Consider the following 23,808-nt stretch of genomic DNA (forward strand, 5'->3'; position numbering starts at 1 on the left):
GGGCTGACGGGCGCAATGATACACCGCCCGACGGTTTTTAACGTTAAAAAATCGCGGCTGAAACAAGCGCTTGCGAGACAAACCTGAGCAGCGGTCTGATGCCTGCAAATGCGACGACTCATCCTGAAAAGAAAACACACCCGCATTCAAAAATGAAGCAGCTACGCTTTGCAGCAAACCGTCATGGAGGACGCTTGAATGTCACTGCTTATTCGCTGCTTTTTGCTGATCGCCCTGCCCTGCCTGCCGTTCGCAGTCAGTGCGAGCACTGTGCACCGATGCGAAGCCAGCGACGGGCGCGTCACGTTCACGACACTGAGCTGCGCAGCCGGGGAAAGTTTTTTGGTTCAGGAGGTGCGCACCTTTACGCCGGGATCCATCGTGGGAATGATGCCGGAGGCAGAGTCACGCGAAACATCAGGTATGACAATCAAAAGGAGAGAACCAACTGTCGTCGGCCGTAGCGAAGACAAGTGCGGCACCTTGATCAGCGCCAGGGAACGGCGCGAAGCAATCATCAACCAGCGGATTGTCGCTGGTATGAGCCTGCAAGATGTGGAAAGCGCATTGGGCAAACCTGACAAGGTCAGCATTCGCAATTCCGCTACAAGTTATCGGTACGACACGAAGCGAGGACGCAGCGCGCATATCGAATTTGACGAGAGAGGATGCACCAGGGAAAAAGCCAAATCCCGGACAGCAAAAAGCCCGCGTTAGACGCAGGCTTTTTGGTGTTTGGTGCACTCGACAGGATTCGAACCTGTGACCGCTCGGTTCGTAGCCGAGTACTCTATCCAGCTGAGCTACGAGTGCATATGTGGTTTTATACCAGATCACAACTGGTTGAAGCCAAGTCATTTGCATTGCTGCAAACAACTCTTAAATGGTGCACTCGACAGGATTCGAACCTGTGACCGCTCGGTTCGTAGCCGAGTACTCTATCCAGCTGAGCTACGAGTGCATTTGTTGCCGCGCATTATAGGCCGTCGAATCTTTTTGTAAAGCGCTTTTTCTAGTGATTTCAACAACTTACCGAAGAAGCCAGATTACAACGTACTACGCAAATAATGGCGGAGAACGGGGGATTCGAACCCCCGACACCCTTTTGAGGTGTACTCCCTTAGCAGGGGAGCGCCTTCGGCCACTCGGCCAGCTCTCCGCAACACGGGGCGTATATTAACCAGCTTCTTCCCCGTTTGCAAACATAAAAAACGATAAAAATTAATGGCTTGGTTCTTCGTCCTTCTCTTTCTTTATACGCAGGTAAATTTCCTCACGGTGGACCGCAACCTCTTTCGGGGCGTTGACACCGATGCGCACTTGATTTCCTTTAACGCCGAGCACGGTCACGGTGATTTCGCCATCACCAATAATCAGGCTTTCTGCGCACCGACGAGTCAGAATCAGCATACCTTTCTCCTCACGCATTTCATTTCAGGGACAACAGTCTGCAAAAAAAAGGCACTCGACCCACAACCTTGAGCGGTCGCAGCCCTACATGCCTGAGTATTGACCAGCGCAGGCAAAAGAACAGGTTCGCCGCGCCATTCAAGAAAACAAAAGGGCGCGGTTAGACCGCGCCCTTCGGCAAACGCATCACTCGCCCTGTCGGGCCGGAGCGTCCAGTTCGAAAGCCGTGTGCAGGGCGCGCACAGCCAGCTCCAGGTACTTCTCTTCGATGACCACGGAAACCTTGATTTCCGAAGTCGAGATCATCTGGATGTTGATGCTTTCTTTCGCCAGGGATTCGAACATGCGACTGGCCACGCCTGCGTGCGAGCGCATGCCGACGCCGACGATCGAGACCTTGGCGATCTTGGTATCACCAACCACTTCACGAGCACCGATTTCATCAGCCGTCTTTTTCAGCACGGCTTCGGCGGCCTGGTAGTCGTTACGGTGCACGGTGAAGGTGAAGTCGGTGGTGTTATCGTGCGCAACGTTCTGCACGATCATGTCCACTTCGATGTTCGCGGCACTGATCGGGCCGAGAATCTTGAACGCAACGCCCGGGGTGTCTGGCACGCCACGGATGGTCAGCTTGGCTTCATCGCGATTGAAAGCGATGCCGGAAATGATCGGCTGTTCCATGGTTTCCTCTTCATCAATAGTAATGAGGGTGCCCGGACCCTCCTTGAAGCTGTGCAGAACGCGCAGCGGTACGTTGTACTTGCCGGCGAATTCCACCGCACGGATCTGCAAGACCTTGGAACCGAGGCTGGCCATTTCCAGCATCTCTTCAAAGGTAATCTTGTCCAGACGCTGAGCCACGGAAACCACGCGCGGGTCGGTGGTGTAGACGCCATCGACATCGGTGTAGATCTGGCATTCGTCAGCCTTCAAGGCTGCCGCCAGCGCCACGCCGGTCGTGTCGGAACCGCCACGACCGAGGGTGGTGATGTTGCCGTGCTCGTCGACGCCCTGGAAACCGGCGACGACTACGACACGACCGGCCTTCAGGTCACCGCGAATTTTCTGATCGTCAATCTGCAAGATACGCGCTTTGTTGTGCGCGCTGTCCGTCAGAATCCGCACCTGATTGCCGGTGTAAGACACCGCCGGCACACCGCGCTTGATCAGCGCCATGGCCAACAGTGCAATCGTCACCTGCTCGCCGGTGGAAACGATGACATCCAGTTCACGCGGAACCGGCTGGTCGTCACCACTGATTTGCTTGGCCAGATCGATCAGACGGTTGGTCTCGCCGCTCATTGCAGACAGCACGACCACCAGGTCATCGCCGGCATCGCGGAATTTCTTAACCTTGTCGGCGACCTGCTCGATTCTCTCGACAGTGCCGACCGAGGTGCCTCCAAATTTCTGTACGATCAAAGCCATTTCAAAGCCGCCTCAGCCCATGAAGGGCGCCCAAATAATCAATCAAACAACGTTCCGGCCCGCACTGGACCGCGGGCCGGAAACGCTGCCTTATAGACCCTGCTCTACAAATGGAACGGTCAGGGCCAATGCGGCATCCAGTGCGCCAGCGTCAATACCGCCGCCCTGCGCCATGTCTGGACGACCACCGCCCTTCCCGCCCACTGCCGCAGCGGCTTGCTTCATCAAATCACCGGCTTTGAGTTGGCCAGTCAGGTCTTTGGTTACACCTGCAACCAGAACGACCTTTTCCTCATGGACACTGCCGAGCAGGATCACTGCGCGGCCGAGTTTGTTTTTCAGTTGATCGACCAGCGCCAGCAGCGCCTTGCCGTCCTGACCGTCCAGACGCACGGCCAGCACTTTCACACCTTTGACATCCAGCGCGGAGGCCGACAGATCGTCGCCCGCCGCGCTGGCTGCCTTGGCCTGCAACTGCTCGAGTTGCTTCTCCAGCAGACGGTTGCGCTCCAGCACAGCCGACAGCTTGTCGATCAGGTTTTCGCGGCTGCCCTTGACCAGGTTGGCCGCTTCCTTGAGTTGTTCTTCTGCAGCATTCAGGTACGCCAGTGCCGCAGCGCCGGTGACTGCCTCGATACGACGCACGCCAGAAGCCACACCGCCTTCGCTGATGATTTTCAGCAGGCCGATGTCGCCGGTACGATTGGCGTGGATACCGCCGCACAGTTCGACCGAGAAATCGCCCATGCTCAGCACACGCACGCTGTCGCCGTACTTCTCGCCGAACAGCGCCATGGCGCCTTTCTGCTTGGCGGTTTCGATGTCGGTTTCTTCGGTTTCAACCGGAGAGTTCTTGCGAATCTCGGCGTTGACGATGTCTTCCAGTGCTTTCAGTTGCTCCGGCTTGATGGCTTCGAAGTGGCTGAAGTCGAAGCGCAGGCGCTGACTGTCAACCAAGGAGCCTTTCTGCTGAACATGCTCGCCCAGCACTTTGCGCAAAGCGGCGTGCAGCAAGTGCGTCGCCGAGTGGTTGAGCGCCGTCGCGTTACGGACTTCCGCTTCCACATGAGTCTCAACCGGCGCCCCGATGGTCAGGCTGCCCGATGCCAACACGCCGTGGTGCAGGAACGCGCCACCGGTCTTGGTGGTGTCACGCACATCGAAACGACCGCCGCTGGCTTGCAGGTAACCACTGTCGCCAATCTGACCGCCGGATTCGGCGTAGAAAGGGGTTTGATCGAGAACGACCACGCCCTCTTCGCCTTCACTCAATACGTCGACCGCCTGACCTTCTTTATAGAGGCCAACCACTTTCGCCGAACCGCTGGTGGCTTTGTAACCGGTGAACTCGGTGGCCACATCAACCTTGACCAGGCTGTTGTAGTCCATGCCGAAGGAGCTGGCGGAACGGGCACGGACGCGCTGGGCTTCCATTTCACGTTCGAAGCCCGCTTCGTCGAGCGTCAGGTTGCGCTCGCGAGCGATGTCGCCGGTCAGGTCCATCGGGAAACCGTAGGTGTCGTAGAGTTTGAACACCACGTCGCCTGGCACCACGTCGCCTTTGAGCTCGGCCAGATCCTGCTCGAGGATTTTCAGACCTTGTTCCAGGGTCTTGGCGAACTGCTCTTCTTCCGCCTTCAGCACGCGCTCGATGTGCGCTTGCTGGGATTTCAGCTCAGGGAAAGCTTCGCCCATCTCGGCAACCAGCGCGCCGACGATCTGATAGAAGAAGCTGCCCTTGGCGCCCAGTTTGTTGCCGTGACGACAGGCGCGACGAATGATCCGGCGCAGCACGTAACCGCGACCTTCGTTGGACGGCAGCACGCCGTCGGCCACCAGGAAGCCGCACGAACGAATGTGGTCAGCCACGACTTTCAGCGAAGCCTGATTGTCGTTGGTGCAGCCGATGGCATTGGCCGAGGCGGTCAGCAGGCTCTGGAACAGGTCGATTTCATAGTTCGAATGCACGTGCTGCAGCACGGCACTGATGCGCTCCAGGCCCATGCCGGTATCCACCGATGGCGCTGGCAACGGGTGCAACACGCCGTCAGCGGTGCGGTTGAACTGCATGAAGACGTTGTTCCAGATTTCGATGTAACGGTCGCCGTCTTCTTCCGGCGAGCCCGGTGGGCCGCCCCAGATGTCGGCGCCGTGATCGTAGAAAATCTCGGTGCAAGGGCCACACGGGCCAGTGTCGCCCATGGTCCAGAAGTTGTCGGAAGCGTAGGGCGCGCCCTTGTTGTCGCCGATGCGAACCATGCGTTCAGCCGGGACGCCAATTTCCTTGGTCCAGATGTCGTACGCCTCGTCATCGCTGGCGTAAACGGTGACCCAGAGCTTTTCCTTAGGCAGGTTCAGCCACTTGTCCGAGGTCAGGAAGTTCCAGGCGTAGCTGATCGCGTCGCGCTTGAAATAGTCGCCGAAACTGAAGTTACCCAGCATTTCGAAGAACGTGTGGTGACGGGCGGTGTAACCGACGTTTTCCAGGTCGTTGTGCTTGCCGCCGGCGCGCACGCATTTCTGACTCGAAACGGCGCGGGTGTACGCGCGCTTTTCCTGGCCCAGGAAGCAGTCCTTGAACTGGTTCATCCCCGCGTTAGTGAACAGCAGGGTTGGATCGTTGCCTGGAATCAAAGAGCTGGAGGCTACACGGGTGTGGCCTTGCTCTTCGAAGAAGCGAAGGAAGGCTTCACGGATTTCTGCGCTTTTCATAGGTTCTTCCACGGAGGCTGCGGCCAAAGGCCTGTGCGAAACGTCAACAGACGAAGCGACGGCAAAGGGCCGCATTATATCGGCCCTGCGCGCGGGGTACAGCGTGTTTATACGATAGAAACGGTCAATTGGACGGCTAACGCGATCAGTTGCGGGAAAACTCGACGAATGTCGCGACGACCTGCTCGATTTGCGCGCGGCTGACGTCCATGTGCGTGACCATGCGCAGACGACCGGCCGCACTCAACCTGATCCCGCGTTCAGCGGCGAAAGCCTTGATCGCTTCGGCCCTGTCGCCCATCTGCACGTAAACCATGTTGGTCTGCACTGGCTCTACTTCATAACCGGCAGCACGCAAACCTTCGGCCAGCCGTTCGGCATTGGCGTGGTCATCGGCCAGGCGCTGAACGTTGTGATCGAGCGCGTACAGGCCCGCCGCAGCCAGAATACCCGCCTGACGCATGCCACCACCGACCATTTTGCGCAGGCGCCGGGCCTTGCCAATCAAGTCGGCCGAACCGCACAACACCGAACCGATTGGCGCGCCGAGGCCTTTGGACAGGCAAACCGACACCGAATCGAAGTGCTGCGCGATCTCGCGGGCGTCCACCCCGAGTCTGACCGCTGCGTTGTACAACCGCGCGCCATCCAGATGCAGGGCCAAACCGTGCGCGTGGGTGAAATGTCGCGCCTCGGCCAGATACTCCAGTGGCAGCACTTTGCCCTGCATGGTGTTTTCCAGTGCCAGCAAGCGGGTGCGGGCGAAATGGAAGTCGTCGGGCTTGATTGCCGCGGCGACGTGCGCCAGGTCCAGCGAACCGTCGGCCTGCACTTCCAGCGGTTGCGGCTGGATCGATCCGAGCACCGCCGCGCCACCGCCCTCGTATTTGTAGGTGTGCGCCTGCTGACCGACGATGTATTCGTCTCCGCGCTCGCAGTGCGCCATCAGCCCGAGCAGGTTGCTCATGGTGCCTGTCGGCACAAACAACGCGGCGGCAAAACCCAGGCGCTTGGCCAACTCTGCTTCCAGCTGATTGACCGTCGGATCTTCGCCATACACGTCGTCACCGGTGGCCGCTGCGGCCATTGCGTCGAGCATTGCGGCGGAAGGTTGCGTGACGGTGTCGCTGCGAAGATCAATAACGCTCATGAATCCGGCCTCTTTGAACTATGGAAATGCCTGTCAGGGTGGAATTACTGCGGCCTTGCCGACGATTAATCAACCCTCGCTGCAGGAAAAGGCTGATTGTTCCAACAGAAAAGTCGATAGCAATCATCAGATAGCCGCAATGCAGGCGCGAGAAATATGTGTTAAAAACGCTTCGCCGCCACACTTTCCGGCGGCATAAACGTTCTCAGGGCGGGGTGCAACTCCCCACCGGCGGTAATTGCGCGCAATGCGTATAGCCCGCGAGCGCTTGGCGGCAGACACGGTTTTGGCGGTGTCGGGCGGCAAGGTCAGCAGACCCGGTGTGATCCCGGGGCCGACGGTCATAGTCCGGATGAAGAGAGAACGGGATTGACACCAGAGGGCCGTCCGCGCGCATTCGTGCGTGCCGTGCGCCCCCTTGAATCCCCTTCGATTCATATGCCCTGTTTTTTACATAAACAGGAGTCAGAACATGCAACCCACCGCAATCGACAGCAAAAGCAAAAACCATCAGGGCGAGCGCGTCGCGTTTATCCAGGCCTGCTGGCACAAGGAAATCGTTGACCAGAGTCGCCAGGGCTTCGTTACCGAAATGATCGCTCAGGGGTATCAGGAATCGGAGATCGATTTCTTCGAAGTCGGCGGCGCGTTTGAAATTCCTCTGCACGCCAAGCTGCTGGCCAAGTCTGGTCGCTATGCCGGGATTGTCGCGGCAGGTCTGGTGGTCGACGGCGGGATCTACCGGCACGAATTCGTCGCCCAATCGGTGATCAGCGCCCTGATGCAGGTTCAGCTGGAAACCGAAGTGCCCGTGTTCTCGGTGGTGCTGACCCCGCATCATTTCCATGCAGGCGAAGAGCATCAGAAGTTCTTCTTCGAGCACTTTGTGCACAAGGGTCAGGAAGCGGCAAAGACGTGTGCGGATACGCTGCAGAAGGTGCGGGCATTGCGTCGCAGCGAGCCGCGCGCGGTAGCCATGTAGTCACCGAATCTGTAGGAGCCGGCTCGCTGGCGATTTCAGTCGAACAGGCGACTCATCATCAACTGTTCTGGCCCTATCGCCAGCAAGCCGGCTACTACAGAGGATTCATGCCGTATGCCGAACGGGTTCAGGCCAGGTTTTCATCGGTAGCCGGCACGATCAGGATGCCCGCGCGCAATCCGTTCTTGACCTTGGGGTTCGGGAAGATGATACGGGCGCCCTCTTCCTCAATGATCCAGCGCGTCTGGGCGATGTCTTCGGCCAGCACGTAACCGATTTCCAGTTCGGAAAAATTCTCGATGTCGGCTGGCAGGTTCAGACGGAAACTGTCGCTGTGCTTGATGATTTCCCGGGCGACACTGAACAGCTGCAAACCGTCCAGATGGTCCTCAGCTGGCGGCTCGGTGCCGTCAATGATCTGCTTGATTCTGGTTTCCAGCAGATCGACATTAACCCCGTCGTTTTGCCCGAACGGCCGCGCCTTGCCCAGCTCCAGGGTGAAAGACTCGGCACCCAGTTTGTCGTAGGTGTACGAGCTGAAAACGATAGAGGGTTTGTTCTGCAGCAATACCGCTTCCATCCCGGCATCGCGCAAGCGGCTCAATTGCTGGCGGGAATGCTGGCGACCTTCGGCCCAGGGATACAAGGCGAATTGCTCGATTTTCGAACCGCGAATGGCCGTGTGCAAATCGTAGTGCAGACGCTCACGGTCAGGCAGGCTGAAGAAACTCGCCGCCAGCCGCTCCAGTTCACAAGCGCGCAACGCTTCGAAACCGCTGGTTTGCTCGTGACGACCGTTAAACAGCCGATTGACGTCCTGCTCGATGAAACGCTCGCCTTTGCGAATCGCTTCCGGGTTGCCGAACAAAAACAAAATGCGTGCGCGCGGCTTCAAATCCCCGCGAGCGATGTCATGCAACAGGCGATCGAGCAACTCGATCGGCGCCGTTTCGTTACCGTGGATGCCGGCTGACAGCAGCAGGTCCAGGCCATTGTCGCGAGCTTGCGGTGGCCGGACTTCCAGCGCACCTTCGCTCAACCAGCGCATCCGCACGCCTTCGACAGTCAGTTGAGTCTTCTCCGCCGGTTCGCGGCCGGCGAGGGTCAGTTCAAGCAGTTTGCCGAGGGCGAGCATAGAGCGATTCCTTAATGGTCGTGGTTGCAATCCGGGCCGTGCACGTGGTCCTCGTCGTCGCCGACGTCGGCCGGTTCCATTTCCAGTTGCAGACTTACCAGATTAGTCGCCAATGGGCGCAGCAGCAGGTTGGCGTATTCAGCGTCACCTTCTTCAACGTCCACACCGATCAGCAGCTGGCCGCGACCGTCTTGCTGAATCCACAGCTCTTTGCCTTGCCACATGACCGCGACGCGGGTGCAGGAAGTTTCCAGTTGCGTGCCGTCGGTGTCTTCAAGGATCAGCTGCAGGGTATCGCTCATGTTTTTACGCTCTCATCTGGAGATAAAGCGGCGCGCAGGAAAAGCAGCGCGCGCCGGTTTTCAATTGATCTGGAATGGATAAACCGCGCCCAGTTTAAGGATTTGCGTCAGTTCATCCAGTGCCGTCCGGCATTCAAGCAGCAATTGCGGGTCCGCAAGATCGGTTTCGGCCATGCGGTCGCGGTAGTACTTGTCGACCCATTCGGTCAGCGTGCCGTACAACGGTGCCGTCATGATAACGCCTGGATTGACGGCCGCCAGTTCGGTTTCATTCAAGGCCACGCGCAACCTCAGGCAAGCAGGGCCACCGCCGTTCTGCATGCTTTGCTTGAGATCGAAAACTTTCACTTCGCGGATCAGCCCGCCGGTGCTGGTCAAACCCTGCAGGTATTGCCAGACACGTTCGTTGCCACGGCACTCTTCCGGCACAATCAACAGCATCGAGCCGTCAGGACGCGACAGCAACTGGCTATTGAACAGGTAGGACCGAACCGCGTCGTCCACGGTAACGGCGGAACGCGGTACGCACACAGACTGAAATTTCCCACCGACTTTGGCGAGTTTGCGCGCCAATTCGTCGAGCACCTGTTCGGTGTCGAGGAACGCGTCCTCGTGATAGAACAACACTTCGCCGTTGCCCACCGCGATCACGTCGTTGTGAAACACGCCCTGATCGATCACCGACGGATTCTGCTGACCGTAGACCACGCCGTCTTCGCTCAGGCCATGCAAACGGGCCACCGCTTGCGAAGCTTCGAGGGTCTGGCGTGCCGGGTATTTCTGCGGCGCCGGATAACGGTTGTCAAAGGCGCTGCGGCCGAACACGAAAAACTCGACGCCTGCTTCGCCATAATCCCGGCAGAAACGCGTGTGGTTGGCCGCACCTTCGTCACCGAATTGCGCCACCGCTGGCAATGCGGCGTGGTGCGCGAAGTGTTTTTGATCGGCGAACATCGCGCCGAGCACGCGGCTGGTGGTCGGGTGTTCGATGCTGCGGTGGTATTTGCAGTTGAGGTTGGCGGCGGTGAAATGCACGCGGCCATCGGCGGTGTCGGCGCTCGGGCTGACAGTGGCGGCGTTGGCCACCCACATGCTCGACGCCGAGCAACTGGCAACCAGCAACGGCATCGCATCCTTCGCGGCTTTTTCGATCACCTGAGCGTCGCTGCCGCTGAAGCCGAGGCGGCGCAGCGCGGCGACGTCGGGGCGTTCCTGCGGCGCGAGCACACCTTGTTGAAAGCCCATTTCCATCAGCGCTTTCATTTTGGCCAGGCCTTGCAGCGCAGCTTCCTTCGGGTTCGAAGATTGCTGGCTGTTGCTCTGGGAGGCGACGTTGCCGTAAGACAAACCGCCGTAGTTATGGGTCGGCCCCACTAGACCGTCAAAATTGACTTCACAGGATTTCATCAGCGAGGCTCCACGGGAATCGGGTGTATGGCTTCAGTTACTATTCTTTTGGACCGCGGCGCGGCCTTCGCGAGCAGGCTCGCTCCCACAGGGGTTGCGTCGGACACAAAATGTGTGACGACCACTGAACCTGTGGGAGCGGGCTTGCCCGCGAATGGCCGTTACGCCATCTTCACGCCAGGCGTCAAAGCAGCCGGCATCACCAGGCTCGGGGTTTCCAGCGAGGCCACCGGGTACGCGCAGTAATCTGCGGCGTAATAGGCACTGGCGCGATGGTTGCCCGAGGCGCCGACACCGCCGAATGGCGCGCTGCTCGCGGCGCCTGTCAGCTGTTTGTTCCAGTTGACGATACCGGCGCGGCTTTCCAGCCAGAACTGCTGATAACGCGCTTCGGAGTCCGACAGCAATCCAGCCGCCAGACCATATTCAGTGTCATTGGCTTCAGCGATCGCCGCTTCAAAATCAGCGTAGCGGATCACTTGCAGCAGCGGGCCGAACAGCTCTTCGTCAGGACGATCAGCCACGGCCGTGACGTCGATGATGCCAGGCGTCAGCAACGCGGCTTGCGCCTGTGGCTGATTCATTTCCAGCAACGCCACCGCGCCATTGGCCAACAAGTGTTCCTGTGCATCCACCAAGGCCTTCGCTGCGCCAAGGGAAATCACCGAGCCCATGAACGGCGCCGGTTGCTGATCGAACGCGCCGACTTCAATCGTCGAGCTGACAGCGACCAGACGCGCCAGCAGCGAATCACCCCAGGCGCCTTGCGGCACCAGCAGGCGACGCGCGCAGGTGCAGCGCTGACCGGCAGAAATGAATGCCGATTGAATGATCGTGTAAACAGCGGCGTCGAGATCCGCTACTTCATCGACCACCAGTGGATTGTTCCCGCCCATCTCCAGCGCGAGGATCTTGTCCGGGCGGCCGGCGAATTGCTGGTGCAGATGATTGCCGGTTCGGCTGGAGCCGGTGAAGAACAACCCGTCGATACCCGGGTTCGCCGCCAGGGCAATACCGGTTTCACGAGCGCCTTGCAGCAGGTTCAATACGCCCGCTGGCAGGCCTGCTTCGATCCAGCATTTGACCGTCAGCTCGGCGACTTTCGGCGTCAGTTCGCTCGGCTTGAACAGCACGCTGTTACCCGCCAGCAATGCCGGGACGATGTGGCCGTTGGGCAAGTGACCGGGAAAGTTGTACGGGCCAAACACAGCGACAACGCCATGTGGCTTGTGGCGCAACACGGCGGTGGCATCGCCCAACGGGCCGCTCTTCTCGCCGGTACGTTCGCGGTAGCTCTGCACGGAGATCGCGATCTTGTTGATCATGCTGGTGACTTCGGTGGCCGATTCCCACAGCGGTTTGCCGGTTTCCTCACCGATGGTACGGGCCAGTTCGTCAGCGTGGTTTTTCAGCGCCGCGGCGAAGGCTTCCAGCACGGCGATACGCTCGTCCAGCGTGCGTCGCGCCCAGCCCGGAAATGCCTGACGCGCGGCTTGCACGGCCGATTCGACCTGGGCTGCCGTCGCGCCCTCACCGGCCCACAGCACTTGCTGGGTGACCGGATTCAGCGACTGAAACGCGTCGCCCTGACCGGCCAGCCATTCACCTGCGATGTATAGCGAATTCATTATTTCGACTCCCGTGCTGCGGACAACGGAACGGCGCGCACTTGATCGCCGGCGTTGAGTTGAAGACGTTTGGCGGTCAGCGGATCGACCACCAGCGTACCGGCGGCAAAGCGGGCGGGAGCTGCGGTGATCCGGCAGTCTTCGCGCGTGCGGTTGTGAATCAGGAACGGCGTGGCGTCGTCACCCGGTGTGCCTATGGCCAGCACCAATGCCTGGCTGTCGCGCACCGCGCGGATCTTGCCGGTTTCGCATTCCACCGCCGGGCCGGCGTCGAAGATGTCGACGTAGCCCTGATAGCTGAAGCCTTCGCTCTTGAGCATCGACAGCGCCGGTTCGGTATCAGGGTGAACCTGACCGATCACGTTGCGCGCATCCGGGGACAGGAAGCAGGTGTACAACGGGAACTTCGGCATCAGTTCCGCGATGAATGCCTTGTTGCCCACGCCCGTCAGGTAATCGGCCTGGCTGAATTCCATCTTGAAGAAATGCCGACCCAGGCTTTCCCAGAACGGCGAACGCCCGGCTTCGTCGGACACGCCGCGCATCTCGGCGATGATCTTGTTGCCGAACAGTTGCGGGAATTCGGCAATGAACAACATGCGCGCCTTGGCCAGCATGCGACCGTTGAGGCCGTTGCGGTAATCGGCGTGCAGGAACAGCGAGCACAGTTCGGAATTGCCGGTCAGGTCGTTGGCCAGAAACAGCGTCGGAATTTCGCGGTAGATGTTCAGTTCTTGCGAGGCGCTGACGGTCAGGCCGACGCGGAAGTTGTACCAAGGCTCGCGCAGACCGACGGCGCCAGCAATGGCGGAAATACCGACCACGCGACCCTCATCGTCTTCGAGCACGAACAGGTAGTCCGCGTCGCCCCGCCCGGCTTCGCCGCGAAAGGTTTTCTCGGCCCAGCCGACCCGATGGGCCAGACGCTCTTCGTTGGCCGGCAACGTGGTCAGGCCGGTGCCGGTGCTGCGCGCCAGGGTGATCAGAGCGGGTAAATCGCTGCTGCGTACGGGACGAACGATCATGCTATCTCCTCAAACGGGCCGCTTGCGCCGCCCGTGAAACTCGCTGCTTTTCAGCATTCTTTACAGCAGCCGTCAGACCGCGACCAGGCGCACGCTGGCACCTTCACCGACGCCCAGGGCTTCGGCCGCTTCCAGGTCCAGAACCACCGGTTTGCCCGGCGCGTAATCGAGCTCGAGCAACACGGCGCGGTAATCCTGCAACTGCGCGTTGGCCACCAGGTATTGGCGGCCGACGCCTTTGACGGTCTCGCCGATTTTCACCGGCACTACGCGGCTCTGGGCGATCGAACGAATCCCCGAAACACGTGCGTGCAGGGTCGGGCCGCCGTCGAAAATATCGATGTAATGATCGGTCTCGAAGCCTTCGCGCATCAGGATGTCGAAAGTGATCTGCGCACGCGGGTGCACCTGGCCCATCGCTTCTTGCGCGGTGTCCGGCAGCAACGGCACGTAGATTGGATAGTGCGGCATCAGTTCGGCGAGGAAGGTGCGGCTCTTCAGCCCGCACAGACGCTCGGCAGCGGCGTAGTTGAGGTCGAAGAAATTGCGCCCGATCGCGTCCCAGAACGGCGAGTCGCCATTCTCGTCGCTGTAGCCAACGATTTCGGTCACTACCGAATCGGCGAAGCGTTCAGGGTGGCTGGCGACAAACAGCAGGCGCCCGCGCGAGTTAAGCTCCGACCACGCCGAACCCACCAGCTCCGGCAGCACGTAGAAACTGGTCAGCAAGCTGTTGCCGGTCAGGTCGTGGCACTGCGAGAGCACGTGGATCTTGTTGTGGATCTTCAGCTCGCGGGAAGCGTGCACGAAGGTTTCGTTGCGAAAGCTGTAGAACGGCTCGGAATATCCCGCCGAGGCGACGATGGCCGAGCAACCGGCCAGTTTGCCGGTGGCGCTGTCTTCGAGGACGAAGAAGTAGCTTTCTTCACCGTTGAAGCTGACTTCGGCGGCAAACGAAGCTTCGCTTGCGGCGATCTTGTCGCTCAGGCGCTCGACATCATCCGGCAAGGAAGTGACACCAATCGGGCTGTCCGCAGCCAGACGCTGTACTTCGCCCAGATCAGCCATTTGCGCGGGGCGCATCACCAGCATGGTGTCACTCCTTTTTCATACTCTTGAGGAAAATAAGCCGAACCCGGTCTGACACACCTTTGTAGGAGCCGGCTTGCTGGCGATGGCGGTCGCATGATCGACGCAAGGCTCAGGGCCTCATCGCCAGCAAGCCGGCTCCTACAGAGGTGAAGCGTCAGGGTGGGTCCGGCATAAAATTTTGATCGACGCCTGAACAGTCAGGCGTCGAAGGGTCTATCAGGCTTGCGTCAGTTTTGCCGCAGCACGTTCGAAACGGTTCAGGCCTTCATCAATGTCGGCATCTTCAACCACCAGGCTTGGGGCAAAACGCACCACGTCGGGGCCGGCTTGCAGAATCATCAGGCCTTCACGCTCGGCGGCGTTGAAGATGTCTTTGGCCTTACCTTTCCACGCATCGTTGAGCACGCAGCCGATCAGCAGGCCCATGCCGCGAACCTGAGTGAACATGCCGTATTTCTCGCCGATTTGCTCAAGGCGTGCCTTGAACTTGTCGTGCTTGGCGTTCACACCGGCCAGCACTTCAGGCGTATTGACCACATCGATCACCGCCTCTGCGACTGCGCACGCCAGCGGGTTGCCGCCGTAGGTGGTGCCGTGGGTGCCGACGACCAGATGTTTGGCCAGGTCTTCGGTGGTCAGCATCGCCGCGATCGGGAAACCGCCGCCCAGGCTCTTGGCGCTGGTCAGGATGTCCGGAGTCACGCCGTAATGCTGATAGGCGAACAGTTTGCCGCTGCGGCCCATGCCGGTTTGCACTTCGTCGAAAATCAGCAGCGCGTTGTGCGCGGTGCACAGGTCGCGGGCGCCTTGCAGGTATTCAAGTTCGGCAGGAATCACGCCGCTTTCGCCCTGAATCGGCTCCAGCACAACGGCGCAGGTCTTGTCGGAAATGGCCGCTTTCAGCGCCGCCAGATCGTTGAACGGCACGTGGGTGATGCCAGTGATTTTCGGGCCAAAGCCGTCAGAATATTTCGACTGGCCGCCTACGTTGACTGTGAACAAGGTACGACCGTGGAAGCTATTGAGCGCGGCGATGATTTCGTACTTCTCGCTGCCGAACCGGTCGAAACCGACGCGACGGGCCAGCTTGAACGCGGCCTCGTTGGCTTCGGCGCCGGAGTTGCAGAAGAACGCGCGCTCGGCGAAGGTCGCGTCGATCAGCTTGTGCGCCAGGCGCAAGGCAGGCTCGTTGGTAAACACGTTGGACACGTGCCACAGCTTGTTCGCTTGCTCGGTCAAGGCACCGACCAGCGCCGGGTGCGCATGGCCCAATACGTTGACGGCGATGCCGCCGGCGAAGTCGATCAGCTCGCGGCCAGACTGGTCCCACACGCGGGAACCGGCGCCACGCACAGGGATGAAGGCGGCAGGCGCATAGTTGGGAACCATTACCTGGTCGAAATCGGCGCGTTCTACCGCAGCGTGCTCAACGGACATCGGAGTCTCCTGAAGAGGAACACTCGCCGGAAACTGGCGAGCGATGGGGGGATTGTAAGGACAGTTTTCAGCCCGGCCTTGCCGCCAAGCGACAACTTCTTATAGCGCCAACCCCGGTTTCAGCCGGGTTTACGGCAATGCGACATATAGCGTCGCAAAGGCGCAGTTTAAACTGCGCACCGCTTCAGCGGCAGGATTGTCGGGATTAGATTTCGCAGGCCTGCCCGAGCCATAAACCCGCGCCATAACTATGTACCGCACCACAGCCACCGGTAACTGGTTTGCTTGGCATTCTTTTAATGCCCAAGGATTGGCCCGATGCAGCCCTCAGCAGATCAGTCACGCAAAAACCCTCCAACGGTCGTACGCCCCGACAGTCACTATCAACACCTCCAGCAAGTTATCCCGCAATGGTTGGGCAACACCTCATCGACCCGACGCGAGGCGCTGAAAAACACTCAACCCGACCTTCACCCCGCGTTGAAAACCGCGACCGAGGCACAGCATCAAGCGCTGGTGGCACTCAACGCCGAGCACTGGACGGCGCAGGATGACGTCGACCAGCAGCTCGAGCATTTCCGGGACGCCAGCGCTTTCGCCGAACCCCTGCTTAAAGAAGCCCTGAAAAGCCGCTTCGGCCTGGAACTGGACGTGAAGAGCACTTTTCTGCGTCTTTACGTACCGCTGAGCACTGCGCTGTTTCCGATCAAGACCGGCGCCCGTGCCTGGACCGTGTCGCTGCTGGATGCGGCTTTGCATAACTTCGACAAGGATGAAAGCGCCGACACGGCCTACGAGGCCGACTCGACCTTCATCACCGCGCCTTCAACCACCGGCCAGTTCGACACCCTGCCTGCCCTGAAGAAAACAGTGCCGATCCCGACCTTCATCAAAATGTGCCGGGAACTGGACATCGGCGGCCAGTACAAAACGTACCTCGAAGACCACCTTGGCATTTCCGATGCGAGCACCGCGAAGACATTGCGGGACAAGATTGACGCGAGCCAGAAAGCCGCATTGAAAGCCGCCCTGCAGATGGCCCGCCTGAAACGCGACATTCGCGAAACTTCTTTTCTGTTGATCAACGGGTTGCTCGATGGTTTGCAAGGCATGCGCGTGGATGGCGAGGCGTTGGCCTGCCATGACCTGACGATGATGTCGGCCTCGCTGACGGGCATCGTTATCTTTGCGCCCAACCCTGAAAGCGCGCGCAAGACTGTCAGGGTTGTGGCCTACGTGCCGGATGACCCGGAGCACCCGATCAAGGAATACGCATCGACCGCTGAGATGGCCGTTGAACTGACCCGGCAGTTGCGCTCCAACGATTACCAGCGCTTCTTCAGTCGCTTTGTGAACCATGACCAGCGCGGTTTTTTCTTCGCCAACCTGAATGAACGTCTGAGCAAAATAAAATGGCATCCACCGGTGGCGGGCGACTCCCGGCCACCGTGGCGGGAAGCGCCGGCCGACAACCCGAATCTGCAGTTCGCTGTCTCACCCATTGCCGGCGATCTTTGGCGGCACCTTTATCAAACCAAGCTCAACAAGATCCTCAACGATGCGGCGGTGCAGGCCGTGCCGACTGCCGCGGTCGATCGAGCGACGCGCTGGGCGGTCTGGGATTCGCTGGTGAAAATTGCCTCGACGATTCTCGAAACGGCGGCGTTCGTGATCGCGCCGTTCGTGCCCGTGCTGGGTGAAGCGATGATGGCTTACATGGCTTATCAGATGCTCGACCAGACTTTCGAAGGCATCGTCGAATGGGCGCAAGGGCGAACCACTGAAGCGTTCGAGCACCTGATGGGGACCGTCGAATCCATGATCCAGCTGGGTATGTTCGCAGTGGGTGGCGCGATTGTTGCCGGTGAGTTCCGCAAGGTATTGCCCGCCGAAGTGGTGGCATTCATCGACCGCTACAAACCTGTGCAATTGGCCAACGGACAAACCCGCTACTGGGATCCGGAGCTGAGCCGTTACCAACAAGAAGGCGCCCCGCCCGAACATTCCAGGCCCGACGACAAGGGCCTGCACCAGCACGAAGGGAAACAGTTGTTGCCTCTGGAAGATGCGCATTTTGCCGTCAGCGAAGGCGCGCATCCGGGCGATTACCAGATCGACCATCCAACCCGAGCGGATGCCTACAAGCCACAGTTGCGACACAACGGCGATGGCGCCTGGCACACCGAACTCGAGCGGCCGCTTGAGTGGGACAAACCTACATTGCTGCGTCGCATCGGCCACGCTGTCGAATCGTTTTCGCCCGCTCAGCGCGAAACCATTCTGAAAGTCAGCGGCTATAACGAAGGCGCGTTGCGGCGGATGCACGTCAATCAGGAATCGCTGCCACCGTTGCTGGCCGACAGCATCAAGCGCTTCAAAATCGATCAGCAACTCCAGCAATTCGCCGAGCGGCTGAACAGCGATGTGCCGGCCGAATATCTGCGCGCCGACCCGCTGACGCAGCTGCAGATCCTGGCCGAACACGGGCGCTGGCCATCGCGCAAAAACCTGCGCTTTGTGGGCAATGAGGGCGAGATCAACTGGCAATCCTCCGTCGACCAAAGTCTGCCCGTGACGGACATTCGCGGTGACCGCCTGATCGATGGCGATGTCCTCAAAACGCTGCTGCGTTTGCTGGATGAACAGGACAGCAAGGCATTGCTCGGCGAAACCTTCGGCGGCCACACCCCCAGTCTCGAACTGCGCACCCGGACCCTGCGAAAACAACTGGTGGAGCTGGCCGGGCAACAACGGACGTCGATGTTCGAGGCGCGTTATCAGGCGCTTGAGCGTAATGAAGACCCGCTGGCGGATCGCCTCTCGCAACACGATCCCCAGTTACCGGCCAGCGTGACCCGTGAATTGCTCGACACCGCCAGCGGCTCCGAACTGTTGCAGATCAGTGAAGGACAGCTGCCGGCGCGACAGCAGCAACTCATGCACCTGGCCGATCAGGAAGTGCGCCTCACCCGCGCTTATGAAGGGCTGGAGCTGGCGTCCGTGAGCAACCCGGACAGCGACACTCTGGCGCTGCACAGCCTGAAAAATCTGCCGGGCTGGACCGGCAACGTTCGCTTCGAAATCCGTGACGGTGATGTCGACGGTCCGTTGCTCGACAGCACCGGAGCGTCCGAGGCACCGATTCAGAAAGTCCTGGTGCGACGCGCCGATGATACCTGGCAACCTTTCGATGAACGTGGCCAGGAACTGCATTCGGCGGGCGACTTTTATTCCAGCGTGCTGCGCGCACTGCCCGACGCGGAGCGCGATTCGCTGAACATCCACATCGGTGAGGGTGAGCAGCTGAAAAAAGCGATTCGTGAGCAGCCGGTGCAGCGCAGCGAGTTGCGGCTGGCGATGTCGGCTGCGCCGCTCGATCCAACGGTCGATACACTGCGACTGGTCGGCAATGCGCGCTATCGACCTGCCGGGCGTCCAACGCACGAGCCTGACGCTCCGGGATTTTTCGAAGACCCGGCCATTCCTCAACACCCTCCGGTCACTGGCGTCGTTGACGTCTTCCAGCCGCTGGACCCCGTGCAAGACATCACCCTTGAAGACCGGGTGCGAGAAGTTTATCCCGCGTACACCGCAGCAGAAGCTCGGGGCCTGATCGACAGGCTGAGGGCGCACCCGGACGGGCTGGAAAACGGGCTGTTGCGCCTGACCAATGAATACGTGGGGCTGGTCGACGACCTGCGCCGCTGGACCAACGACATACCGCACGTAGACCCCGCCAATGGCGTCGCACTGACACCGATCCAACAACGAGCGGCGTGGCGAGACCGGAGGATTTTGAAGGATGAAATCATCAAATGTTGGCGCAGAGAAACAGGCGGAGCCTCGGGCTACCTGCTGCACATCCCTGAAGGGGTGATCGGAGATTTGCCGACAATGCGGGCGAGCTTCGCACATGTGAGCGGTTTGTCGATCCATGGCAGCGCCAGCACCCGGGCGATCGAGCCGTTTTTACAGCGCTTCACAGGCCTGCTGTTGCTGGAAGTGAAGAATGTTCCTCTGTCCAATCTTCCGTCCTCGATCGATTCGATGCCGTTGCTGCGGCAATTGATCGTGCGCGACTGCGGCCTCACGCTGTCTGCTGCCAATCAGCAGACGCTTGCTTCACTCCCCGACCTCGCCTGGCTGGACCTTCAAGACAATCCGCTGTCATCGCCACCCAACATTCTGGCGATGCCAGCACTGCGCCGGCTCAATCTGGCGAATACCGGGATTTCCACACTGCCTGCGGGCCTCGTTGTTCATCCTGAGTTAGTCATTGGCAGATTCGACGGCAACCGCATTACCGAATTGCCGGATGCACTGTTCAGCGCGTTGACCTCAATCAGTGACGGATTCGATTTTTCCAACAATCCGCTCTCCGCATCCGCGCGAGAAAAGGTCAAGGCGCACTACAGCAGGACGCGAAAACATTTTGGGATCTTGGCTGACCCGGCGGACATCCAGCGCACGATTGCACTGTTTCCAGACCTCGACGCGGTTCAAGCGACTGACCTGCTCTATCGCGTGCCCGGTACACTTGAGCATAGTCGGCTGCAACTGGCGAAATGGGAGGCAGACGCTGTTCAACTGAATACGCGAATGGCGCAATGGGCCAACGAGATTCCAGAACATCACCCAACGACGGGACTGCCGCTGGATAACCAGGAGCGGCTTTACGAGCGCGAATCACGAGCCGATTTCCGGCGCAAACTCGAAGCCGCATGGCGCAGCAGAAAGAGTGAGCAATTTGTCGCTTCAACAGGCTTCATCGGGGAGGTGCCCGACCCTGGCGTGGACTTCAGCCATATCGTCAGCCTGAACCTGACGGGCAACACCGCCCTTTCCGCGGTCGATCCGTTGCTGCAACGCTTCCCGGCTTTGCGTCGTCTGGACCTGCGCGACTTTGCCCTCCGTGATTTACCAGAGCAACTCACGCACATGCCCGAGCTCAGGACTTTGGTTCTGGACGATTGCGGCGTAGTGATGACACCTGAGAACCATGCCGTACTGGGCGCTCTCACGCACCTGCAGACGCTGGAACTGATCGACAATCCATTAGGCGTCGCCCCGGACGTGTCCACGCTGCCGCAACTGACGTACCTCGACCTGTCCAACAGTGGCCTCACCAGCGTTCCCGTTGGGCTGGCCGAACATCCAAAGCTGACAACCGCCATTTTGACCGGCAACCAAATTACCGAACTGCCCGATGCCCTGTTCAATCTTCCCGGGGGTCGCACTGCCGGTTTTGATTTGAATGACAATCCGCTTTCATCGGCCACTCGCGAGCAGATAAAAAACTACTTTCGCGAACAACGACAAGATTTCAGCGTGCAGGCGGATAAAGCCGATGTCGAACGCGCCAAGGCATTGTTTCCCGCTCTGGACTGGCAGGACGCCAGCGATGTGATTTACGACCTGCCGGGGACGCTGCCGGACGCCCGGGCACAGCTGCAGCGTTGGGAAACGGAATTTGCGCAGCTGAGCGAAACGCTGACGAGGTGGCAAACGCAGATTCCGGATCTGCATCCTGACACCGGTCGCCCGTTTACTGCCGAGCAGGCGAGTACCGAGCAAACAGCCAGAGCGGCATTCAAGCAAAAACTCGAACGCTTCTGGCGCGCCCGGCCGGGTATCTCGCGCCTGCGGGATCAACACTTCGCAGCCGATCTGAGTTTCACAGGCGATATTCCGATGCTCGCCGCCGATTTCAAACATGTCTCCAGCCTCACCCTCAACGGCAACGCCGGGATCAGCGCGACTGGACCATTCCTTGATCTGTTTCCGACCGTGCGCAGTCTGGAAATGCGCAACTTCAACCTCGATCAAGTGCCTCAGGCCGTCCTCCGTATGCCAAGCCTTGGGCGACTGGCACTCAACAATTGTCGAATCACCCTCACGGCGCAAGGTCAGGCCACACTGTCGTCGTTAACCGGCCTGCACTCGTTGAACCTGAGCGATAACCCGCTGGGGATAGCCCCTGACTTGACGGCCATGCCGGACCTGAACGACGTCAGGCTTTCCAACACCGGCATCACCGAAGTACCGGTCGGTCTCACCGGTCATCCGCACCTGAGGACCGCTTTGCTCAATGGCAATCTGATCAGCGAACTTCCCGCAAACTTCTTCGAGCTGGACCCTGATTTCGCCGAGGGAGTTAACCTTGCCAACAACCCTCTTTCCGAAATCAGTCGAGACCGGATAAAAACTTACTACGCCAGTTACAACAGGGACTTCGCCGTGTTGGCCGAACCCGCCGATATGGCACGAGCGCTGCTTTTGTTTCCCGGACTGGGTAACGAACAGGCCAGTCGCCTGATCTATAAGCTGCCGGGCACGCTGGAAAACGGCCGCACGCAGCTCACGCTCTGGGAGGCGGAAATCACTCAACTCGGTGCGGACCTGACCGCTTGGGCCAACGATGGCCCCACGTATCACCCCTCGACCGGGGCCGCCTTAAGCGTGGTCGAACAAATCGCAGAGAACGTCGCAAGAGTCGATTTTAGCGAACAACTTCAGGCGTTCTGGCGCAAGCGCCTCGACAATGAACCGGAAATCAGGGCAGACAAGTTCATGTCGAACCTGGGTTTCACAGGTGATCTGCCCGCGCTGACAGCCGACTTCAGCCATGTCTCGGCGCTGGGTCTGCAGGGTAATGAAAGCCTGAATATCTCTTCCGGGTTTCTAACGCGTTTTACCGGCCTGGAACATCTGGAGCTGCGCCACTTTTCCTTGGGTCGCGTACCGGAGGCGATCACCGCTATGCCTTCCCTGAAAAGGCTGACGCTGAGCAACAGTGGTGTTGTGCTGGATGCGCAAGGGCAAGCCGCACTTTCCTCGCTGACTCGTTTGGAGGCGCTGGATCTTTTCTCCAACCGGCTGGACCAGTCTCCGGATGTGGCAGCCCTGCCGTCGCTAGTGTTTATCGACCTTTCCAGCACCGGTCTCGATCAGGTCCCCGCCGGCCTCGCCAGTCATCCAAGACTCGAATTTGCCCTGCTGAGCCACAACCGCATCACCGAACTGCCGTCCGAAATCTTCAGCATGCATGCCGAGGACAGTGCCGGCTTCGATTTCGGCGTCAACCCGCTGTCCGAAGCAACCCGGGAACAGGTCAAAGACTACTACCAGCGAACCGGCGAAGATCTGGGAGTACTCGCCGAGCAAAACGATATCGATGAGTTGAAAACCCTGTATCCGGATTGTTCAAACGAAGAGGCCAGTGAATTCATTTATCAATTGCCTGGCACGCTGGTCGATGGCCGCACCGAAGTGGCCCGTCGGCAAGTCGAGCTCGCGACACTTAAGGCTGACCTCGAAGCGTGGGCGGCGGATATTCCAGCGCATTCGAGTACTGGCGAGCCCCTCAGCGGGCAACGTCTGCTGGAGGAGCTACAAAAAAGAAACGTCTTCAAAGATAGCCTGGAGCAGTGCTGGCGCCGAATGTCGACTGACGGGTTATCCAGCCGCCAGCGCTTCGAGTTCAACCTCTCGATGGCCGGCGAACTCCCGACGCTGACCGCTGAATTCGGACACGTTCAGGAGTTGAACCTGGTCAGTACCGAGAGCATCGCTCCCAGGCTGGGGCGCTTTCTGGAGCGTTTTCCCAACCTGCAAAATCTGAGTGTGCAGGGTTATCAAGTGGCGGATTTGCCTGAAGCAATCACCGCTATGCGTGACTTGACCAGCTTGAGCCTCGTTGATTGCCAGATCACTCTGACACCGCTAGCCATCGATGCCATGGCTGCCCTCGACCAACTCAAAGTGCTTGATCTGCGGAACAATCCGCTGGGCCAGATACCTGCCCTGAGCCCGCTGCGCGAGCTGACGACGTTGAATGTGAGCAACGCCGGGCTTACCGAAGTACCGCAGGGCTTGTTCAGCCATGGCCGTTTGCGAAAAGCGGATCTGTCGGGTAATTCCATCATCGAATTGCCGGAAGCTTTGCTGACCGCTAACCCCACCAATACCGCAGAGCTGGATTTCAGCGGTAATCCGTTGTCCCCGCCGAGCCAGCTGAATCTGGTGATATACAACGCCAGAAGGCAAAGCCTGTTGGCCAGTGAGGAAAGACTGATGTAAGAAATGGCGGGTTGGTGACGA

Annotated in this window: 14 protein-coding genes, 3 tRNA genes and 1 riboswitch; of the genes, 3 read left to right on the forward strand and 14 right to left on the reverse strand. The window is 59.4% G+C overall.

Translation table 11 applies throughout. The features are described 5' to 3' along the window. Window positions 1-198: 198 nt before the first annotated feature. A complete protein-coding gene (locus tag DU29_RS0104055) occupies window positions 199-717 on the forward strand; it encodes a hypothetical protein (protein ID WP_028620559.1) in 519 nt (172 codons plus the stop codon). Window positions 718-736: 19 nt separating this feature from the next. On the opposite strand, the gene DU29_RS0104060 is transcribed toward DU29_RS0104055, so the two are convergent. The 7 genes from DU29_RS0104060 to ltaE form a co-directional block, all read right to left on the reverse strand. Continuing rightward, window positions 737-813 (reverse strand) — tRNA-Arg (locus DU29_RS0104060). Between the two features lie 71 nt (window positions 814-884). Beyond that, window positions 885-961: transfer RNA gene (locus DU29_RS0104065), tRNA-Arg, on the reverse strand. A gap of 107 nt (window positions 962-1,068) precedes the next feature. Beyond that, a tRNA-Ser gene (locus DU29_RS0104070) sits at window positions 1,069-1,159 on the reverse strand. A gap of 62 nt (window positions 1,160-1,221) precedes the next feature. Then, entirely contained in the window at window positions 1,222-1,410 is a 189-nt protein-coding gene (csrA, locus tag DU29_RS0104075; RefSeq protein ID WP_002554426.1) for a carbon storage regulator CsrA, read from the reverse strand. A gap of 186 nt (window positions 1,411-1,596) precedes the next feature. After that, the gene (locus tag DU29_RS0104080) at window positions 1,597-2,838 is read right to left on the reverse strand and encodes an aspartate kinase (RefSeq protein WP_028620560.1); all 1,242 of its coding nucleotides are present in this window, start codon (window positions 2,836-2,838) and stop codon (window positions 1,597-1,599) included. 90 nt (window positions 2,839-2,928) lie between these two features. After that, on the reverse strand, window positions 2,929-5,550 hold the full coding sequence (alaS, locus tag DU29_RS0104085; RefSeq protein ID WP_028620561.1) for an alanine--tRNA ligase: 2,622 nt from the start codon (window positions 5,548-5,550) through the stop codon (window positions 2,929-2,931). A 145-nt stretch (window positions 5,551-5,695) separates the two neighbouring features. Then, on the reverse strand, window positions 5,696-6,700 hold the full coding sequence (gene ltaE / locus DU29_RS0104090) for a low-specificity L-threonine aldolase (RefSeq protein ID WP_028620562.1): 1,005 nt from the start codon (window positions 6,698-6,700) through the stop codon (window positions 5,696-5,698). A gap of 197 nt (window positions 6,701-6,897) precedes the next feature. Beyond that, window positions 6,898-7,069, forward strand: a riboswitch (FMN riboswitch). 103 nt (window positions 7,070-7,172) lie between these two features. On the opposite strand from ltaE, the gene DU29_RS0104095 reads away from it, so the two are divergent. After that, a complete protein-coding gene (locus DU29_RS0104095; RefSeq protein ID WP_028620563.1) occupies window positions 7,173-7,682 on the forward strand; it encodes a 6,7-dimethyl-8-ribityllumazine synthase in 510 nt (169 codons plus the stop codon). A 127-nt stretch (window positions 7,683-7,809) separates the two neighbouring features. On the opposite strand, the gene astE is transcribed toward DU29_RS0104095, so the two are convergent. The 7 genes from astE to DU29_RS0104130 all read right to left on the reverse strand — a co-directional run bounded on the left by astE (window position 7,810) and on the right by DU29_RS0104130 (window position 15,708). Beyond that, window positions 7,810-8,817 carry a succinylglutamate desuccinylase gene (gene astE, locus DU29_RS0104100; protein WP_028620564.1) on the reverse strand — a complete coding sequence of 336 codons (1,008 nt, stop codon included), beginning with the start codon at window positions 8,815-8,817 and terminating at the stop codon, window positions 7,810-7,812. Between the two features lie 11 nt (window positions 8,818-8,828). Then, a complete protein-coding gene (locus DU29_RS0104105) occupies window positions 8,829-9,119 on the reverse strand; it encodes a hypothetical protein (RefSeq protein WP_007904718.1) in 291 nt (96 codons plus the stop codon). Between the two features lie 60 nt (window positions 9,120-9,179). Further along, window positions 9,180-10,526 (reverse strand): N-succinylarginine dihydrolase, encoded by a 1,347-nt coding sequence (gene astB, locus DU29_RS0104110; RefSeq protein WP_028620565.1) that lies wholly within the window; start codon window positions 10,524-10,526, stop codon window positions 9,180-9,182. 161 nt (window positions 10,527-10,687) lie between these two features. Next, the gene (gene astD / locus DU29_RS0104115; RefSeq protein ID WP_177326938.1) at window positions 10,688-12,157 is read right to left on the reverse strand and encodes a succinylglutamate-semialdehyde dehydrogenase; all 1,470 of its coding nucleotides are present in this window, start codon (window positions 12,155-12,157) and stop codon (window positions 10,688-10,690) included. Next, window positions 12,154-13,179, reverse strand: coding sequence for an arginine N-succinyltransferase (astA, locus tag DU29_RS0104120; RefSeq protein ID WP_028620567.1), 1,026 nt, complete (start codon window positions 13,177-13,179; stop codon window positions 12,154-12,156). Before astA ends, astD begins: the two co-directional genes overlap by 4 nt. Before the next feature lie 72 nt (window positions 13,180-13,251). Next, a complete protein-coding gene (gene aruF / locus DU29_RS0104125) occupies window positions 13,252-14,271 on the reverse strand; it encodes an arginine/ornithine succinyltransferase subunit alpha (protein ID WP_028620568.1) in 1,020 nt (339 codons plus the stop codon). 216 nt (window positions 14,272-14,487) lie between these two features. Beyond that, a complete protein-coding gene (locus tag DU29_RS0104130) occupies window positions 14,488-15,708 on the reverse strand; it encodes an aspartate aminotransferase family protein (RefSeq protein WP_028620569.1) in 1,221 nt (406 codons plus the stop codon). A gap of 318 nt (window positions 15,709-16,026) precedes the next feature. Between DU29_RS0104130 and DU29_RS1000000130885 the strand changes: the two genes are divergently transcribed. Beyond that, a complete protein-coding gene (locus tag DU29_RS1000000130885; RefSeq protein ID WP_050483070.1) occupies window positions 16,027-23,787 on the forward strand; it encodes a dermonecrotic toxin domain-containing protein in 7,761 nt (2,586 codons plus the stop codon). Window positions 23,788-23,808 lie beyond the last annotated feature (21 nt).

The sequence above is a fragment of the Pseudomonas sp. Ant30-3 genome, assembly GCF_000690905.1.
GTDB lineage: Bacteria > Pseudomonadota > Gammaproteobacteria > Pseudomonadales > Pseudomonadaceae > Aquipseudomonas.

Coding starts and splice junctions, on each gene's coding strand:
- DU29_RS0104055 (WP_028620559.1), top strand. CDS start 199: ATGTCACTGCTTATTCGCTGCTTTTTGCTGATCGCCCTGCCCTGCCTG.
- csrA (WP_002554426.1), bottom strand. CDS start 1,410: ATGCTGATTCTGACTCGTCGGTGCGCAGAAAGCCTGATTATTGGTGAT.
- DU29_RS0104080 (WP_028620560.1), bottom strand. CDS start 2,838: ATGGCTTTGATCGTACAGAAATTTGGAGGCACCTCGGTCGGCACTGTC.
- alaS (WP_028620561.1), bottom strand. CDS start 5,550: ATGAAAAGCGCAGAAATCCGTGAAGCCTTCCTTCGCTTCTTCGAAGAG.
- ltaE (WP_028620562.1), bottom strand. CDS start 6,700: ATGAGCGTTATTGATCTTCGCAGCGACACCGTCACGCAACCTTCCGCC.
- DU29_RS0104095 (WP_028620563.1), top strand. CDS start 7,173: ATGCAACCCACCGCAATCGACAGCAAAAGCAAAAACCATCAGGGCGAG.
- astE (WP_028620564.1), bottom strand. CDS start 8,817: ATGCTCGCCCTCGGCAAACTGCTTGAACTGACCCTCGCCGGCCGCGAA.
- DU29_RS0104105 (WP_007904718.1), bottom strand. CDS start 9,119: ATGAGCGATACCCTGCAGCTGATCCTTGAAGACACCGACGGCACGCAA.
- astB (WP_028620565.1), bottom strand. CDS start 10,526: ATGAAATCCTGTGAAGTCAATTTTGACGGTCTAGTGGGGCCGACCCAT.
- astA (WP_028620567.1), bottom strand. CDS start 13,179: ATGATCGTTCGTCCCGTACGCAGCAGCGATTTACCCGCTCTGATCACC.
- aruF (WP_028620568.1), bottom strand. CDS start 14,271: ATGCTGGTGATGCGCCCCGCGCAAATGGCTGATCTGGGCGAAGTACAG.
- DU29_RS0104130 (WP_028620569.1), bottom strand. CDS start 15,708: ATGTCCGTTGAGCACGCTGCGGTAGAACGCGCCGATTTCGACCAGGTA.
- DU29_RS1000000130885 (WP_050483070.1), top strand. CDS start 16,027: ATGCAGCCCTCAGCAGATCAGTCACGCAAAAACCCTCCAACGGTCGTA.